10 protein-coding genes are annotated in these 16,119 nt (G+C 52.2%); 6 read left to right on the top strand and 4 right to left on the bottom strand.

The window, feature by feature from the left end; translation table 11 throughout:
- Positions 1–142: 142 nt before the first annotated feature.
- Together ACEVG1_RS07035 and ACEVG1_RS07030 are read right to left on the bottom strand one after the other, a co-directional pair.
- Positions 143–2,899 carry a sigma 54-interacting transcriptional regulator gene (locus tag ACEVG1_RS07035; RefSeq protein WP_374742899.1) on the bottom strand — a complete coding sequence of 919 codons (2,757 nt, stop codon included), beginning with the start codon at positions 2,897–2,899 and terminating at the stop codon, positions 143–145.
- Between the two features lie 29 nt (positions 2,900–2,928).
- Positions 2,929–5,001: a TonB-dependent receptor gene (locus ACEVG1_RS07030; RefSeq protein ID WP_374742897.1), complete on the bottom strand. Its 2,073-nt coding sequence runs from the start codon at positions 4,999–5,001 to the stop codon at positions 2,929–2,931.
- A gap of 163 nt (positions 5,002–5,164) precedes the next feature.
- On the opposite strand from ACEVG1_RS07030, the gene ACEVG1_RS07025 reads away from it, so the two are divergent.
- Positions 5,165–5,806: a hypothetical protein gene (locus tag ACEVG1_RS07025; protein WP_374742895.1), complete on the top strand. Its 642-nt coding sequence runs from the start codon at positions 5,165–5,167 to the stop codon at positions 5,804–5,806.
- Between the two features lie 12 nt (positions 5,807–5,818).
- Here the strand turns inward: ACEVG1_RS07025 and ACEVG1_RS07020 are convergent, their stop codons facing one another.
- A complete protein-coding gene (locus ACEVG1_RS07020) occupies positions 5,819–6,694 on the bottom strand; it encodes a hypothetical protein (RefSeq protein WP_374742894.1) in 876 nt (291 codons plus the stop codon).
- A 376-nt stretch (positions 6,695–7,070) separates the two neighbouring features.
- Here ACEVG1_RS07020 and ACEVG1_RS07015 point away from each other — a divergent pair, with 376 nt between their 5' ends.
- From ACEVG1_RS07015 to ACEVG1_RS07000, 4 genes are all read left to right on the top strand, one after another.
- The gene (locus ACEVG1_RS07015; protein ID WP_374742892.1) at positions 7,071–8,324 is read left to right on the top strand and encodes a DASH family cryptochrome; all 1,254 of its coding nucleotides are present in this window, start codon (positions 7,071–7,073) and stop codon (positions 8,322–8,324) included.
- Between the two features lie 124 nt (positions 8,325–8,448).
- Positions 8,449–11,244, top strand: coding sequence for a 2-oxoglutarate dehydrogenase E1 component (locus ACEVG1_RS07010; protein ID WP_374742890.1), 2,796 nt, complete (start codon positions 8,449–8,451; stop codon positions 11,242–11,244).
- A 22-nt stretch (positions 11,245–11,266) separates the two neighbouring features.
- The gene (gene odhB / locus ACEVG1_RS07005) at positions 11,267–12,517 is read left to right on the top strand and encodes a 2-oxoglutarate dehydrogenase complex dihydrolipoyllysine-residue succinyltransferase (RefSeq protein ID WP_374742889.1); all 1,251 of its coding nucleotides are present in this window, start codon (positions 11,267–11,269) and stop codon (positions 12,515–12,517) included.
- A 23-nt stretch (positions 12,518–12,540) separates the two neighbouring features.
- Entirely contained in the window at positions 12,541–13,560 is a 1,020-nt protein-coding gene (locus ACEVG1_RS07000; RefSeq protein ID WP_374742887.1) for a hypothetical protein, read from the top strand.
- Here the strand turns inward: ACEVG1_RS07000 and ACEVG1_RS06995 are convergent.
- Entirely contained in the window at positions 13,547–14,308 is a 762-nt protein-coding gene (locus tag ACEVG1_RS06995) for a DeoR/GlpR family DNA-binding transcription regulator (RefSeq protein ID WP_374742886.1), read from the bottom strand. The genes ACEVG1_RS07000 and ACEVG1_RS06995 overlap by 14 nt on opposite strands.
- A 194-nt stretch (positions 14,309–14,502) precedes the next feature.
- Between ACEVG1_RS06995 and ACEVG1_RS06990 the strand changes: the two genes are divergently transcribed.
- Positions 14,503–16,110, top strand: a complete 1,608-nt coding sequence (locus ACEVG1_RS06990) for an FAD-dependent oxidoreductase (RefSeq protein WP_374742885.1) — start codon at positions 14,503–14,505, stop codon at positions 16,108–16,110.
- Positions 16,111–16,119: the final 9 nt, after the last annotated feature.

The following is a 16,119-nucleotide window of genomic DNA, read 5'->3' as shown; positions in this document are numbered from 1 at the left end:
GAGTGAACAATGGCTGTATAAAGACAAGTGCCATGCCACACCAATAACAAATTCAAAATGAGAAATTTACAAAAAAATAGCTCCGGAAAAAGCACGATATATCGCCATTCCACGGCACCGGGCACGAAATATCGTGACGGGTTCAAGCCTTCGTGAAGTAGTCTTTCTTTTCGATGTGCAGCTTTTTGAGTTTGGAGTGGAGTGTGGTGGGCGGTATGCCGAGGTATTCCGCGGCACCGCCGGGGCCGGCGAGCTTGCCGCCAAACCGTTTGAGCGTATCGATGATGTATGCCCGTTCCATTTCCTTCAGGCTGCCGCTCCGCATACCGGTCACGGCGCCGTCGTGCCCACCTTTATCGGGCAGGTGTACCGTGGCAATCACCGTACCGGTGGCCATCAGTACACTGCGTTCAATCACGTGTTCGAGCTCACGTACATTTCCCGGCCATGAATAGCCATTCAATTCCTTAACCACACGCGCCGAAAGTGTTTTTATATTTTTCCCCGTATTCTTACGGTAGCGATCCACGAAAAAGTGCGCCAGCTGTTCGATATCCGCCCGCCGGTCACGCAGCGGTGGCAAATGGATGGGGAAAACGTTCAGCCGATAGAAAAGGTCCGACCGGAAACGGCCTTCGGCCACTTCGGCAGCCAGGTTCCGGTTTGTTGCCGCAATGATGCGCACGTTCACCTTGATGCTGACTGTCCCCCCGATCCGCTCAAGCTCTTTCTCCTGGAGCACGCGCAGCAGCTTCACCTGGGCCTCTATCGGCATTTCGCCAATCTCATCGAGAAACAGCGTTCCCTGGTGGGCCAGCTCGAACTTGCCGATACGCCTTTCCAGCGCGCCCGTGAACGCCCCTTTTTCGTGGCCGAAAAGCTCGCTCTCAATCAGGTTGGCCGGCAGGGCTGCGCAATTAACTTTCACCATCACCTTACTTTTGCGCGGTGAGGCGTGATGGATGGCCCGGGCGATCAGCTCCTTTCCCGTTCCTGTCTCGCCGGTCAACAGCACCGTCGAGTCTGCGTCGGCCACCATCCGCATCAGCTCATACACGCGCTGCATCGCTTCGCCTGTACCGATGATCTCATCGAAATTATAGATGGTACGCATCTGCTCCTTAAGCAGTTCGTTTTCCGTCTCCAGTATCCGCTTGTAGGCGAGGATACGCTCGTTTGCCCTGATGTTGGCACACGCCACCGACACCTGTGCACAGATACCCTTTACCAACTCGGGGTTCACGTAATCGCCAAGCAGCCACAACGTGCCCACATCGGCATTGCCCACCCGCAATGCGGTGGCATACGCATACGGGAACCCCACCTCTTTCCACAGCTGCGCATACAGGTTCTCCGGGTCGCGTTGCAGTTCTTCGTCCACATCAAACACCACGACATCGTCGCTATTCAACACCCGCACGGTATAGGCTTCGTGGATATCCAGCACAGCGTCCCGCCGTTCCTCGAAACGCGTCATGGCCCGTTCGAAAAGCGACTCGTCCCATAGGTAGTGCCTGAGTGTCACGCCGTCATCTTCCAGCAGGTTGAGCATGGCCAGCTTCGTATTCAGCAGCTTCTGGAGTACGCTCGAAATAGCCACTTCCAGGTCGGCCTTTGTACGGACACCGGCGATATCGTCGCAGAAATCGAGGAGGAATTGCTGCTGATCCTGTTTCTGCACCAAGGCTTCGTTTGCCATGACGTGCGCCATGGCGATGGACAATTGCGCACAGATACCTTTGAGCAATGCCAGGTTGACATCGTCGATGGCGAGCCACAGAATACCCAGCTCCAAATCGCCCGTGCGCAGCGACACACCTATCAATTTCCGGAAACCCCGCTGTTTCCAGTGTGCCAGGTAATCGGCGCTGACCCCATGATCCATCTCCGAGTGCACATTGATGAACAGCGGCACTACCCCTGCGAGGACGCGATCCTGCAAACCATCGGCAATCGCAAACCGGTTTTCGCCCAGGGTGCCGCCGCCATCGTGGAGGTACAGGCTGGTGGTCTGCCGGTCGCCATCGATCCGGTGGATAGCGTAACCATGCACCGTTTTCAACCTCCCCAGGCAATCCTTTACGGCACGGGCCAGGTCGGCGTGGTTCCGTACACCCGACAGGTCATAACTGCAATCAAGCAGCGTCCTGTTGGTTTCTTCCTTTTGGGCGATGACCTCATTGCGGAGGATATTGGAAACAGCGTTCGAAATCTGTGGCGCGATCCCGTTCAGCACGCTCCGGAAGGCGGGCGTAAAGCTATCCGTCCGGTCGGAATAAACGTGCCAGAAACCAATCATCCGGTCATTGCGCTTAAGTGGGATCATCAGGATTTCGCGGATGCCGCATTCGTAGTTCACCCGAAGGAACGAGGGGTTGCCGGGATGCGAGATGACATCTTCCATGATAAACGAAACCGGGCCGTCGGCAGCCTGTATGGCCTGTATGAAAGGGCCACCGAGGTCGAATCCGGTTTTGATCAGTTGCGGATAATCGGCATGGTCTTTCAACGGCGACGAGGTCGGATCCAGTATAAAAGGGGTAAACACTCCGTTTTCGTCATCTATCAGCGTTACAATGGAGTGGATGTAATAAAAAAAGCGCTTTATCCGCATGGACAGCAGTGTCATCAAGTCCGACTTCTCACGGATCTGGGTGATGTCCTCACTGAGCTGCAAGATAATCTCTCGTTCGCGCTTGTAGTAGTTGCTATCAAACGCGTCGCCATTTGTCGGGAAATTCGTTGTCCGGTCCATACCTGCCTGGCTAAGGTGCGCAATGCCTATCCAAAAATACAGGTTTGTATATATTCTGGCAATTAATTTTATTCCAACGATACGGCGGTCATCTTCCACTTTGGCACCTTTATCTTTGCCTTTTCCTTCGCCTTTTTCCGCCACCGGATGTAAAAGCGGGTGATAGGGCTCCCTCAGTACCTAATCGCCATTCCTCCATAAAAATTTCGCGGCGCAGCCGCATTGAAGAAACGCCCGCCGAACGCGTTGATATCATTACCGAGGCTATATTCTTCGTTCAATAAGTTATCACCCCCCACGAAAAACTGAAAGGATAGCCGATTACCCGCCGGCTTCTCCCAGCTAATTTTCGCTTGCAGTAAGTGGTACGCATTGGCAAAGGCTGTATTTGCATCGTTTAGCGGGATGGATGCCGTATAGTTATGCATCGCATATGCCTCGATATTCAGCGGCAGCCGAATCAGCACGTTGCTCACGACCACACTACCCGGCACGCCGGTCAGTTTATTCCCCGTGAAATCGTCGTCTCCCACCCGGTAATCGCCAAAGCGGAATTTACTTACTGTCAGGTTCGAACCCACCTGCATGCTACGCAGCCATCCCATTTGACGCGGCTCGACCAGCCAGGCCACCATGGACAGCTCGGCACCCTGTTGCTCAACCACGCCGGCGTTGCCGAAATACTCCGCACCACTGTCACGCAGTTGACGGATAATGGCATCATCCATCCGGTAGTAAAACACCGATCCATCCATCCAGAATCGGCGGTCGGCGCTCCGCCAGCGCATCCCGGCTTCGTAGTTCCATCCGGTCTCGGCCGCCAACGATGTATTGACGATATTGTCTGACGGGCGCACTTCCGCGATGGTCGGGGGCGAATAGCCCCGTGATACAGATGCGCGCAAAGCCAATGTAGGTGTAAACAGGTACGATAGCGCCACACGTGGCATCCACTCGGCGTCGAAGCGTTTTTTCGTGTAGGCTTGGTCGGGTTCGGGATAACTGGATTTAAACGCATACCCGTAATAATTCAGGCTTGCGGATGCTTCCAGAACGAGCCGACTCCGGATATCCGCACGTAGCCGCGCAAAATAAAAATGTTGCCGGCTACGTAAAGCATCAACGGCCTGTTCATCACCGCGTATACCACCGTTATTGTCGTAGTTGGCGATATCATTCTGGCCGAACTGCCATTCCATGCCCGCATTGATGTTCCACAGCACCGCATCGGCCTCACCGTCTGTGTAGTCTACATACGTACGGAATCCCAGGTTGCCCTCATCGCGCACCTCGTAGTTGGTGATAAACGGATTACGGAAGTCGGTATGCATACCGAATACACTGGCCACGTGCCGAAGCTTGGAAGTTAGCCGCGCGTCGTGGACCAACCCGCCCACCAATGTCTCATTACGGATGCTTGCCTGTTGGTCTACCGCACCGGGAATGGTAGCAGTGGCCGGGCGGGCCAGCCGCGGATCGTCAGCAAATTGGGCAGCGGTAAGACCGCCCGGCGTGAGGTAATATAAGTCGGAATACAACGCGATTAGCCGCAATTCGTTGTCTGCGTGATAATTCCATCGCTGTGTGGTTTGGACGGATTTCCGATTCATCGCCGAGTGCTGCCGATAGCCGTCTGCACGTTGGTAAGCCTGGTTAATGCTGAATCCGTAGTTGCTGGCAGGGCGCAACGATGCAGACACCTGCTGGTGGAACAGTCCGTACGTGCCGCCACTCAATCGCAGTGCCGCCGCAGGCGAAGTATCCGCAGCCAAACCGCCATGTGGCCTAAGCAGCACCACACCGCCCGAATTGGCACCGAAGAGGCTGCCATCGGGCCCTTTCAACACTTCGATACTAACTAGGCTTCCCGCGTCCAACAGGTTGAAGTAGGTGTTTCCACCCGCATCAGTGAGCGGTATTTCATCCAGGTATACCTTTACGTTGCGCACGCCGAAAGGGGACCGGAGCAAGCTGCCACGGAGCGATAACCGGTAGCTCCCGGGCGATCGTTCTTCCATGCGTACGCCCGGCACCGCATTGAGTGCCGGCAGCAACGTAGCGCCGGGCTGGTTGGCCAATGCCGACTGACCGACAACGCCTGCCGAGACCGTAAGGCGCAACAGGGGCTGTTCGGTGAAGTAAGCACTCACCATCACCTCTTCCAGGTAATTCGTGGTATCGCGCTGTATATTGGGAAATGCACCCAATGGCACCAACGCAAGCATATAGGTTAAAATACGTTTCATGAATAAGTATATCGCCCGGCGAATTTACTGATTATACCCGTACGGCACTAATCCATCCGCAAATTGCACGCTCGTTACCGCTGGGATTAAACTTTATGGGTTGCAACTGGTCTAAACCTAGTTGGGTTATGCAAAAGCCAACAGAGAAAGGAGATTTCATTCCATGAAAACGATCATCACCTGTATATCAATGCTGGCGGCCGGCGCCGCCTTTGCACAGGAAACCAGCACTATCCATATCCCGAAGCTCGAAATCGAGCGAAACAAAAAAGAGATCGTGGGAGGTAGAGATTCATCACTGGTAGTCTATATAGACACGCTGGTGATGAAAGATAAAAGCCAACTGGTATTTTTCGGCAAAAAGGATGTGCAACTTCATGTTCGCCACGCCACCATCGAAAAGCGCGGCTACATTTACGGAACCGACGGCAAAAATAACGGAACCGACTTCAACATCGACATGCGGTTCGAAAAACTGGGGACATTATACGTGTTGGCTGGTGGCCAAGATGCAAAAAACAACGGCTCCCGTACCCACCCCAATGGTGATGGAGGGGATGTGGTCTTTGCGTACGACACGCATGGCATCGCCCCACAGACCGATGATAAAAAGGCTACCCATTACTTGCACGTTGATACCCGCGCAGGCGGATACCGGGTGAACCCACAGACCGATCTGCACAACATCTACAGCATGATTAACCGGGGCGTTGTAGGAAGGCCCTTGGGCAATCTGTCTCAGGGAATGGTGTATTCCGGTTCGCCGGGTAAAGATGGGGAAAGCACGGTAAAAGCGAAGGAATAGGTACAGCATAGATTAGGTCGCAGCCAACGCATCGCTCACGGAAGTACCGTAAGAAGCCAGGCTAACGGCAGGATAAAGTGTATTTAGCCCCTTATTTACCGTCACCAGATCTTTCCGCATATAGACGTTGAATGCATCGGCTACATCTTGCTCAAACTTATAAATATACCGCCCCAATAGAAAAGACATCGGTTTACTCAGACCCGGCAGTGCCAGCACTTTCTTCTTCAATTTCGCGATATCCATATACCGCTCAAAGGCCTCCTTATAGGTCATTACCTCCGGGCCGCCCACATCAAAGACCTTCCCGTATGTGCCGCTATCGCATAGAATCTTGTTGAGGTAGGCGCAAACATCGAGCAGGTGTATGGGTTGGCAGCGGCTCACGGCAAACTCTTTCGGAAGAACGACCAGCTTCGATTTCGCCAAACTCGATAGGATGTTCATCAGCACCGACCCCTTCCCGATGATGTTGCTGATGCGCACCACCGTATAATCCAAACCACTGCGGCCAAGGTATTCCCTTACCGTATCCACATTATCGTCTGCCAATTTGGTCACGTAGATCAGGTGCTCACACGCGGTGAATTTAAGTGCCCGCACGTATCGCTGCAACGCAATCAGGTCCATTTCCATACGGATATCGATCTCATTTACGGGCGACTGGTTAAAATAAAACGCCACCTGGGTATCCTTATCAAAACCGGTAGGCAACGCGCCCCGGAACAAGTCGCCTTCAAGGATTGTTATGCCGAATTTTTCGGGCACATGCTTATAGAAAAATTTCCTGTTCCGTATCAGGCAACTCACCTCATGCCCCTCCTCAGACAAGCAGACTGCTATATTTCTCGCTAAGTAATTATTAAGGCCGGTAATCTGAACTTTCATCCGTGTCTTATTTTCTACTTTTCAGTTGTCAGTACCTGTCCTGCCATGGCGGGATGGAGCCTCTGATGATTAAAACAACCATCGCCCCGTATGCTTAATAATCATTTTAATCATATCGGGCTCATATGCAACTGCTGCCACACTTAATGGGGCGGCTTGGTAAATTATTTCGTACAAGCTATTACAATTGAAAACAGAATATGTTTCTGGTGAACGGAATTTTTGCTGCAAACTTAGGCAAATTGATGAAATATGCAAAAAAAGCTATACCGCCGCATTTGTGGTTTTATTGTCAATATTCGCATCCCGGCCTGCGGGGGCACATTTCATCAATAATAAAGGTTATATTTGCAAAATTTAATCCCTCAGCTCAGGTATGGACAAGAAGACGATTTTGGTTTGGTTCAGGAATGATTTGCGTATCCACGATAATGAGATATTGCTTCGTGCCGCTGAACGCAGCCAAACGATTGTCCCTGTTTATTGTTTCGACCCCCGGTATTTTGCTGAAACGCCCTTTGGGACGCTGAAAACCGGTGCCTTGCGGGCGGCATTCCTGCGCGAAAACGTGGCCGCTTTGCAACGGGATCTACGGGCATTGGGCGGTGATCTGCTCATCACGCGGGGATATCCCGAAGAAGTACTTCCCCAGATTGCCGAAAAATACAACGTGGATGAGGTATACCACCACCGCGAGGTAGCTTATGAAGAAACAAAGATATCGGCGCTTGTCGAAGCTGCGTTGTGGAAAATGCAGATCAATCTCCGCCATTTTATCGGCCATACGCTATACCACAAAGAAGACCTCCCCTTTCCGATCAAGGATATACCCGATGCTTTTGCCACATTCAGGAAAAAGACCGAACGCGAAAGTAGCATCCGCCCCGAATTAGGCCGTCCTACGGCCATCCGGATACCCGAAGGAATGGATACCGGTGAGCTGCCCGATCTTCCTGCACTTGGTTTCAGTAACGCTGCAGCCGAACAGGCCGGCAGCCTCCGCTTCAGGGGCGGTGAGCAAATAGCGTTGGCGCACATGAATGCCTTCCTTTACGATAACCAAGACACCTTCGGGTATTCGCATATCTCGCCTTACATCGCCATAGGTGCCCTATCGCCCAACACGTTCTATCACGCCATCAAAGAGGCGGACCACGCCATGCTCGATAAAAAATGCACCGAACAAATCATACTCAAATTGCTATGGCGCGATTACTACCGGTTCATGTTCAAGAAGCATGGTAACCAGTTCTTCCAACTAGGCGGCATGACCGGAAACCCTCCGGAGACGTTGGCGGACGACCAACAACCGTTCGACAAATGGAAGGCTGGAAGAACCGGCCACCCGATTGTAGATAGCAGCATGAAAGAACTCAACGAAACCGGATACATTGCCCATCACCAGCGCCTTATCGTTGCAGCCTATTTGATTTACCAATTGAAAGTGAACTGGCTCAAAGGCGCGGCGTGGTTCGAAGAAAAATTATTGGATTACGGACCGGCCAGCAATTACGGCAGTTGGGCCCACGCCGCCGGCGTAGGAAGCAGCACCAAAGACAACAAGCCCACCGACATAAAGAAATTAGGGGTCCGATTCTACCCGAAGGAATCCTTGGTATCGGGTAGTTGAGCGGCATCGGCAATAAATGCCAAAATCTCGCTGGCGCTAAAATTTGGCTATAAAATTGTGGTATATTGCTATGGCAAACAATTTAATAATTATAACTTTGACGCAGTATTGCATAAACAACTAAATGGACAAGCTTTCTTACCTAAGTAACGCAGATTCGGCCTACATCGACTCGTTATACGAAGCCTATAAAGAGGACCCCGACTCCGTTGACTTCGGATGGCAAAAATTTTTTGAAGGTTTTGATTTCGGCCAAAACGGGGCCGCCACTGGCACAGCGACCACCCCGGACCATGTACTGAAAGAAATCAATGTCTTGAACATGATCAACGGCTACCGGGATCGTGGACACCTATTCACGGAAACCAACCCGGTGCGTCAGCGCAGGAAATACTATCCCGGCAAGGAGCTGGAGACCTTTGGCCTCAGTGATGCCGATATGGATACGGTATTCAATGCCGGCGTAGAAGTGGGGTTAGGCCCCGCCAAGCTAAGGGATATCCGCCAGTTGATAGAAGATACGTATTGCCGCTCCATCGGCGCAGAGTTCAAGTATATCCGCAGCCCGGAAAAGATCAAGTGGCTGCAGGATCGGATGGAAGGTGAACGCAATACCCCCAATTTCCCGTTGGAGCGTAAAAAGAGAATCCTCCAGAAACTCAACGAAGCGGTTGTCTTCGAAAATTTCCTGGGCACCAAATTCCTCGGCCAAAAGCGCTTCTCGCTCGAAGGGGCCGAAAGTTTGATTCCTGCACTCGACTCGGTCATCGAAAAAGGTGCCGATCTCGGTATCCAGGAGTTTGTGATCGGCATGGCACATCGGGGCCGCCTCAATGTGTTGACCAACATCCTGGGAAAATCCTATGAAAGCATTTTCTCGGAATTTGAAGGCAAGACATACGCCGAAGAGGCCGAGCAGGATTTTGGCGGTGATGTTAAATACCACCTCGGCTATTCTACCGACATCGTTACGGACAACAAGGCAAACGTACACTTGAGCCTTGTACCGAATCCGTCGCACCTGGAAACGGTGGACCCCGTAGTAGAAGGCTTGGTGCGCTCGAAAATCGACATGAAATACGATGGCGATGCCACAAAGATTGCCCCGATACTGATACATGGCGACGCGGCCGTGGCCGGGCAGGGCATCGTGTATGAAGTCATCCAGATGTCCAAGCTGGAAGGCTTCCGCACGGGAGGCACCATCCACATCGTCGTAAACAACCAGGTGGGCTTCACGACCAATTTCAAAGACGGTCGGTCGTCGACCTATTGCACAGACATTGCGAAAGTTACCTTGTCGCCGGTATTCCACGTGAATGGCGACGATGTGGAAGCATTGGTCTATGCCATCAACCTCGCTGTGGAATACCGCCAAAAATACCATACGGACGTATTCATAGACCTGCTCTGCTACCGCCGGTACGGGCACAACGAGGCCGACGAGCCGAAGTTTACCCAGCCTGTCCTTTACAAAGCCATTGAAAAACACGCCAATCCCCGCGAAATCTACAACAAGAAACTCCTGGAGCAGGGCAGCGTAGACGCCAATCTGGCAAAAGAAATGGAAAAGGACTTCCGCAAATTGCTCCAGGAGCGGTTGGACGATTCAAAGGAAGACGAGAACCTCACGCAAGACAACCCCATGTATTCCGGGGCCTGGAAAGGGCTGCGCAAAGCGAAGTATGAAGACATCTTCGTACCGGCCAAGACCAGTGTCACCGAAAAGGTCTTCTTATCGCTTGCCAAAGAGATCAGTACGTTACCAACGGACAAGAAATTTTTCCGGAAGATTTCGCGCCTCTTTGACGAGCGGCTCAAAATGATCGATACCAAGTCGTTCGACTGGGCAATGGGCGAACTGATGGCCTATGCTACCCTTCTCAACGAGGGTTCGCGGGTGCGCGTAAGTGGCCAGGATGTAGAGCGCGGCACATTTTCACACCGCCATGCGGTGCTTACCTTGGAAGATTCCGAAGAAGAGTATATCCCGTTACAGCAGATCCCGGGTGGCGAACGTTTCAACATCTACAATTCACACCTGTCCGAATACGGCGTACTGGGCTTCGAATACGGGTACGCCTTGGCGAATCCCCAATCGTTGACGATATGGGAAGCCCAGTTCGGCGATTTTTACAACGGTGCGCAGATTATCGTAGACCAATATATTTCGAGTGCAGAAACCAAGTGGCGGCGTTCCAACAACCTGGTCATGTTACTCCCCCATGGCCTGGAAGGTCAGGGACCCGAGCACTCTTCGGCACGGATAGAGCGTTTTCTGGAGCTATGTGCCGAAAACAACATGCAAATCGTCAACTGCACAACGCCGGCCAATTTCTTCCATGTACTGCGCCGCCAGCTCAAACGCGACTACCGCAAACCGTTGGTTGTCTTCACACCCAAGAGCCTGCTCCGCCACCCCAAAGTGGTGAGTAACCTCAGTGAGTTTATCGGCAAATCGCAGTTCCAGGAAGTAATCGACGATAGCTATGTCAAATCTGCCGACGTGAAACGCGTGCTGTTCTGCTCGGGCAAAATCTATTATGATCTGCTCGAAAAACAACAGGTCGACCAGCGAAAAGAGGTGGCGGTGGTCCGGGTAGAGCAGCTCTACCCTACCCCCATGGACAAACTTCGCACCATACGCAATAAATACAAAAATGCCGATGAGTTCCTGTGGGTGCAGGAAGAACCGGAAAACATGGGTGCCTGGCCCTATATCTGCCGCAAGTTCAGGAACCGGAATATTACGCTGGATGTTGTATCCCGCAAGGAAAGCAGCAGTACGGCTACCGGATATGCCAAACAGCACATCGCCCAGCAACTCGCCGTGGTGGGCCGTGCATTTGAAGACAAGGCAGGTACCGAAGTGAAAGAAAAGGTAAAAAGAAGTGTAAAAACCGCGGCCAAAGTAGATTAACCGAGAAATAAAACAGTCGTATATGAGTTTAGAAATAAAAGTACCGACCGTAGGTGAGTCCATTTCGGAAGTCACTTTATCACAATGGATTAAACAAGACGGTGATTACGTGGAGATGGATGAGACCATCGCCGAACTGGAATCGGATAAGGCAACCTTTGAATTACCTGCCGAAAAGGCGGGGATTCTGCGCACCGTGGCCCAAGAAGGCGATACCTTGGAAATCGGCGCCGTGGTGGCAACCATTGAAGAAGGGACAGCACCCGCAAACGGAGGCGAAACCAAGGATACCAACGCTGATAAGGCCGCAGCTGCGCCCCCAGCCAGCGCCAAGCCGGCCGCGGCCCAGGAAGCGGGCGGTGCAACGACCTACGCCAGTGGAACGGCTTCACCGGCCGCAGCCAAGATCCTTCGGGAAAAGGGCCTCGACCCCTCCTCTGTAACCGGAACCGGCAAAGACGGACGGATCACGAAAGAGGATGCCGAGAAAGCGGAGGTCCGACAAGCGGAACCCGCTGTTGAAAAAGTGAAGCCAGCGGCACCTGCGGCGGCCATCACCACGGTGCGCGGTGCGCGCGACGAGCGTCGGGAAAAGATGTCGTCGCTGCGGAAAACCATCGCTAAACGACTGGTAACGGTAAAAAATGAAACCGCCATGCTCACTACCTTCAACGAAGTGAACATGAAACCCATCATGGATCTCCGCGCCAAGTATAAAGAAACCTTCAAAGAGAAACACGGCGTAGGGTTAGGGTTCATGTCGTTCTTCACCAAAGCGGTATGCACCGCTTTGAAAGAATGGCCCGCCGTAAATGCCCGTATTGAGAACGATGAAATCGTATACAGCGATTTCGTGGATGTTTCCATCGCCGTATCGGCGCCCAAAGGACTTGTGGTGCCCGTCATCCGCAATGCCGAGTCATTGTCGCTCCACGAGATCGAAAAAGCGGTTATCGAACTGGCCACCAAAGCGCGCGAGAGCAAGCTGACCATCGAAGAAATGACCGGGGGCACGTTTACCATCACCAATGGTGGCGTATTCGGTTCGATGATGTCTACACCCATCATCAATGCACCCCAATCGGCCATCCTCGGCATGCACAACATCCTTGAGCGTCCGGTTGCCGAAAACGGACAGGTGGTCATACGCCCCATGATGTATATCGCCCTATCATACGATCACCGCATCATCGATGGCCGCGAGTCGGTAAGTTTCCTTGTACGTGTGAAACAGTTGCTTGAGGACCCTGCCCGGTTACTGCTGGAAGTCTAAGGTGCGGCACCTGAGCGTTGATCATGACTGCTGCCCGCTGCCTGCCTACCCTATTCCTTGCGCTGCTGGCCTTTGTGTCCGCGCTTGCGCAGGATATTGGGTGGAATGTCCGCTTCCACGGGTTTGCTGATAACCGCGAATATGCGAAATCCGGAGGGTATTCGCAGACCATCCTTGGCGTACGTATCGCACCAGAAGTACGCTTGATTTTGGATAGCACCCATTTTCTGCATGGGGGCATCAATCTATTGCACGAGTTCGGCTCAACAGAAGCGAATGCGAGGCAGTTATTACCCACGGTCTATTACAATTACAAACGGTCGGGCCACGATTTCTACATCGGCATGTTTCCACGCAACGAATTGCTTTCGGGGTACCACCGTGCCCTATTGAATGATACGCTTGCCTATTACCACCCCAATATAGAGGGCCTGCTGTACCGCTTCGGAGGCAACACATTCCACCAGCAGATATGGATCGACTGGACCAGCAGGCAGACGGAAAAGGATCGGGAGCAATTTATCGCCGGTATTTCGGGCCGGGCGGGTATGGGACTGGCCTACTTTTCGCACGGCGCCACGCTATGGCATAACGCCGGGACAAGGAATGGCACCGCCGAAGATGCGATGCCGATACGAGATAATGGTGCAGCCATGGCCAAGCTGGGAATCGACCTTTCGGCCGTTTCTTTCCTTGATTCACTGGATATCAGTGCCGGTGGTTTGGTCGCATTTGATCGGCTACGGGGTGTCTACGACTGGCGTATACCCAAAGGTTTCATCAGTGACGTATACGCGGAGTACCGGAAAATATTCATTGCCAATACATTTTATTCCGGCGAACCGATGGCCATCGTATTCGGCGATCGGTTCTATACGGCCGACCGCTACGACAGGCTCGAATTAGGATGGAAACCACTGCAATACAAGGGGTTGGAAAGCAAACTCACACTCAGCCTCCACTTTACCCCGGGGGCGATAGACAATCAACAACAATTCACGTTGCAATACAACATCGGCAGGCTGTACGCTAAACCACGGTAACCTTTACCCCCATGCGCTCCAGTGCCTTTACCGTGTGCGGCGATATGCCTCGATCGGTGATGATGCGATCAACTTCCTCAATACCGCAGATCTTGCCGAACCCCCGCTTTCCGAATTTCGTCGAATCGGCGAGTACAATCACTTTCTGAGAGACCTCCATCATCTTACGGTTGAGGTGGGCTTCCTGTGCATTGGTGGTTGTAAGGCCAAACTCAAGATCGATGCCGTCTACACCCAAGAAAAGCTTGCTGCAGAAGAAATCTGAAAGTATCTGTTCTGCATAAAGTCCAGCTACCGAGGTAGAACTTTTCCGAAGAATCCCCCCTAACTGTAATATCTCAATATTGGGATGCTTGATTAGCTGCACAGCCACATTCAATGCAGATGTTACCACGGTCAGGTTACCTGTCGGCTGGATTTCCTTGGCCATCGCTTGCACGGTCGTTCCCGAGGCGATGATGATCGAATCGTTATCGGCAATCATCGAAGCGGCTTCCTTCGCGATCATGACCTTCTCGGTGGCCTGTATCCGCTCCTTTTCAAACACTGTCCGATCGGCAGTGTATGGATTAATCAACGTGGCCCCTCCGTGGGTACGGAAAAGCAATTGGCGATCCTCCAGGAGCTTCAAATCCTTTCGTATTGTAACAGACGAAACGTCCAACAACTTGCATAAATCCAACACACTGACCGAGCCATTCTGTTGCAACTTGCTCATAATAAATTGATGGCGCTCGACGTAATTCATATTCCCGGTTGTATGGTGGCGAATATACATATTTAGCGGCATATATTTCTAGAATTAATTAGGATTAAACCATTTCATTTACTTTCGAATAATATTTTATTATTTCACTTTGTTTTATATAAAGGTTTATTTAGGTTTGTAATCGAAATAATTAACTTCATATACTTACCATATATTTCTTTTTAACCCTGTAAATGCATACCCTCCCATTAGACCGCACATCTGCGCTACATCAAGTCGGCATAACGCCTTTGTGGGACCTCGTCATCATCGGTGGTGGCGCGACCGGACTCGGAATCGCTGTGGATGCCGCCTCAAGGGGGTATAAAACGTTATTGCTTGAACAACACGATTTCGCAAAAGGCACCTCTAGTCGAAGCACCAAATTGGTGCACGGGGGTGTTCGTTACCTCGCCATGGGCGACGTGAAGTTGGTGTATAGCGCCCTGCATGAACGCGGGCTGATTTTCCGCAATGCCCCCCATCTTGCGCGGGCGCAATCATTCATTATCCCATGTTATTCCTATTTCAGCAAATGGAAATACCTCATCGGACTGAAACTCTACGATTGGCTGGCCGGGAAATTCCGTATCGGGAAATCTTCCTTCGTATCGAAGAAAGAAATAAGCGGGCATTTCCCGGGGATAAGAACCTCCGGTCTCAAGGGCGGCGTACGTTACCTCGACGGCCAATTCGATGATGCGCGGTTGGCCATCAACCTGGCACAAACCGCAGCGGCAAACGGGGCCGCCGTACTTAATTATTGCAAAGTAACGGCTTTGCATAAAGACAATGTTGGCAACGTAGACGGGCTTGCATTCACCGATGCAGAAACCAACATGCTTTTCAACGTCGCCGCCAAGGCGGTCATCAACGCCACGGGAGTTTTCGTAGACGACATCCTCCAATTAGATGTGGCCCAACATCAACCGCTGGTGAAACCCAGCCAAGGCACCCATATCGTGGTTGACCGGTCATTCCTCAGCAACGAGGAAGCGCTGATGATTCCGAAAACGAGCGATGGGCGGGTCCTTTTTGGCGTGCCGTGGCACAACCACGTCTTACTGGGCACCACCGATACACCGATCGATGCACATAGCCTGGAACCACGGCCACTGGACACAGAAATCGACTTCATTTTGAAGACCACCGCCGATTACCTCACCACCCCGCCTCAACGCAAGGATGTACTCAGCGTCTTCGCCGGACTAAGACCACTTGCGGCACCCAAGGAATCCGATGGCCCGACGAAAGAAATCTCACGCGACCATAAATTGATCGTTGGCACGTCGCGGCTAATCACTATTACCGGAGGCAAATGGACCACCTATCGCAAAATGGCCGAAGAGACGGTTGATAAAGCCATCACCGTTGCGGGGCTCGAACCACGTCCATGCCGTACGAAGACCGTAAAGATACATGGATACGCGACCTGGCAGCAACACGGCCATTGGGCCGTCTACGGCAGCGATGCACCGCTTATCCAAGCGCTCTGCGACGAAGACCCGCGGCTGGCAGAGAAACTGCATGCCGATTTCGATCATGTAGCCGCAGAGGTAGTTTGGGCGGTACGGCATGAAATGGCGCGAACGGTGGAAGATGTACTGGCCAGGCGATTCCGGACACTCTTTTTAGATGCAGCCAAATCCATGGAAATGGCATCGAAGGTCGCCGCCATCATGGCAGTGCAGCTCACAAAGGATGAAGGGTGGGTGGCCGTACAAACAGCACAATATAAGGAGCTTGCCAGTGGATACCTCCCAACTCTTGAAATCACCCCTGAAAACGGAAAACCAACATAACGAATTAGC

It is taken from the genome of Parapedobacter sp. 2B3 (genome assembly GCF_041925275.1).
Taxonomy (GTDB): Bacteria; Bacteroidota; Bacteroidia; order Sphingobacteriales; family Sphingobacteriaceae; genus Parapedobacter; species Parapedobacter pyrenivorans_A.
This window is presented reverse-complemented; position numbering and strand designations above follow the sequence as displayed.

Bases quoted from the DNA above. Each gene is read 5' to 3' on its own strand.
- ACEVG1_RS06990 (WP_374742885.1), top strand. From the start codon at position 14,503: ATGCATACCCTCCCATTAGACCGCACATCTGCGCTACATCAAGTCGGC.
- ACEVG1_RS06995 (WP_374742886.1), bottom strand. From the start codon at position 14,308: ATGAATTACGTCGAGCGCCATCAATTTATTATGAGCAAGTTGCAACAG.
- ACEVG1_RS07025 (WP_374742895.1), top strand. From the start codon at position 5,165: ATGAAAACGATCATCACCTGTATATCAATGCTGGCGGCCGGCGCCGCC.
- ACEVG1_RS07000 (WP_374742887.1), top strand. From the start codon at position 12,541: ATGACTGCTGCCCGCTGCCTGCCTACCCTATTCCTTGCGCTGCTGGCC.
- odhB (WP_374742889.1), top strand. From the start codon at position 11,267: ATGAGTTTAGAAATAAAAGTACCGACCGTAGGTGAGTCCATTTCGGAA.
- ACEVG1_RS07015 (WP_374742892.1), top strand. From the start codon at position 7,071: ATGGACAAGAAGACGATTTTGGTTTGGTTCAGGAATGATTTGCGTATC.
- ACEVG1_RS07010 (WP_374742890.1), top strand. From the start codon at position 8,449: ATGGACAAGCTTTCTTACCTAAGTAACGCAGATTCGGCCTACATCGAC.
- ACEVG1_RS07030 (WP_374742897.1), bottom strand. From the start codon at position 5,001: ATGAAACGTATTTTAACCTATATGCTTGCGTTGGTGCCATTGGGTGCA.
- ACEVG1_RS07020 (WP_374742894.1), bottom strand. From the start codon at position 6,694: ATGAAAGTTCAGATTACCGGCCTTAATAATTACTTAGCGAGAAATATA.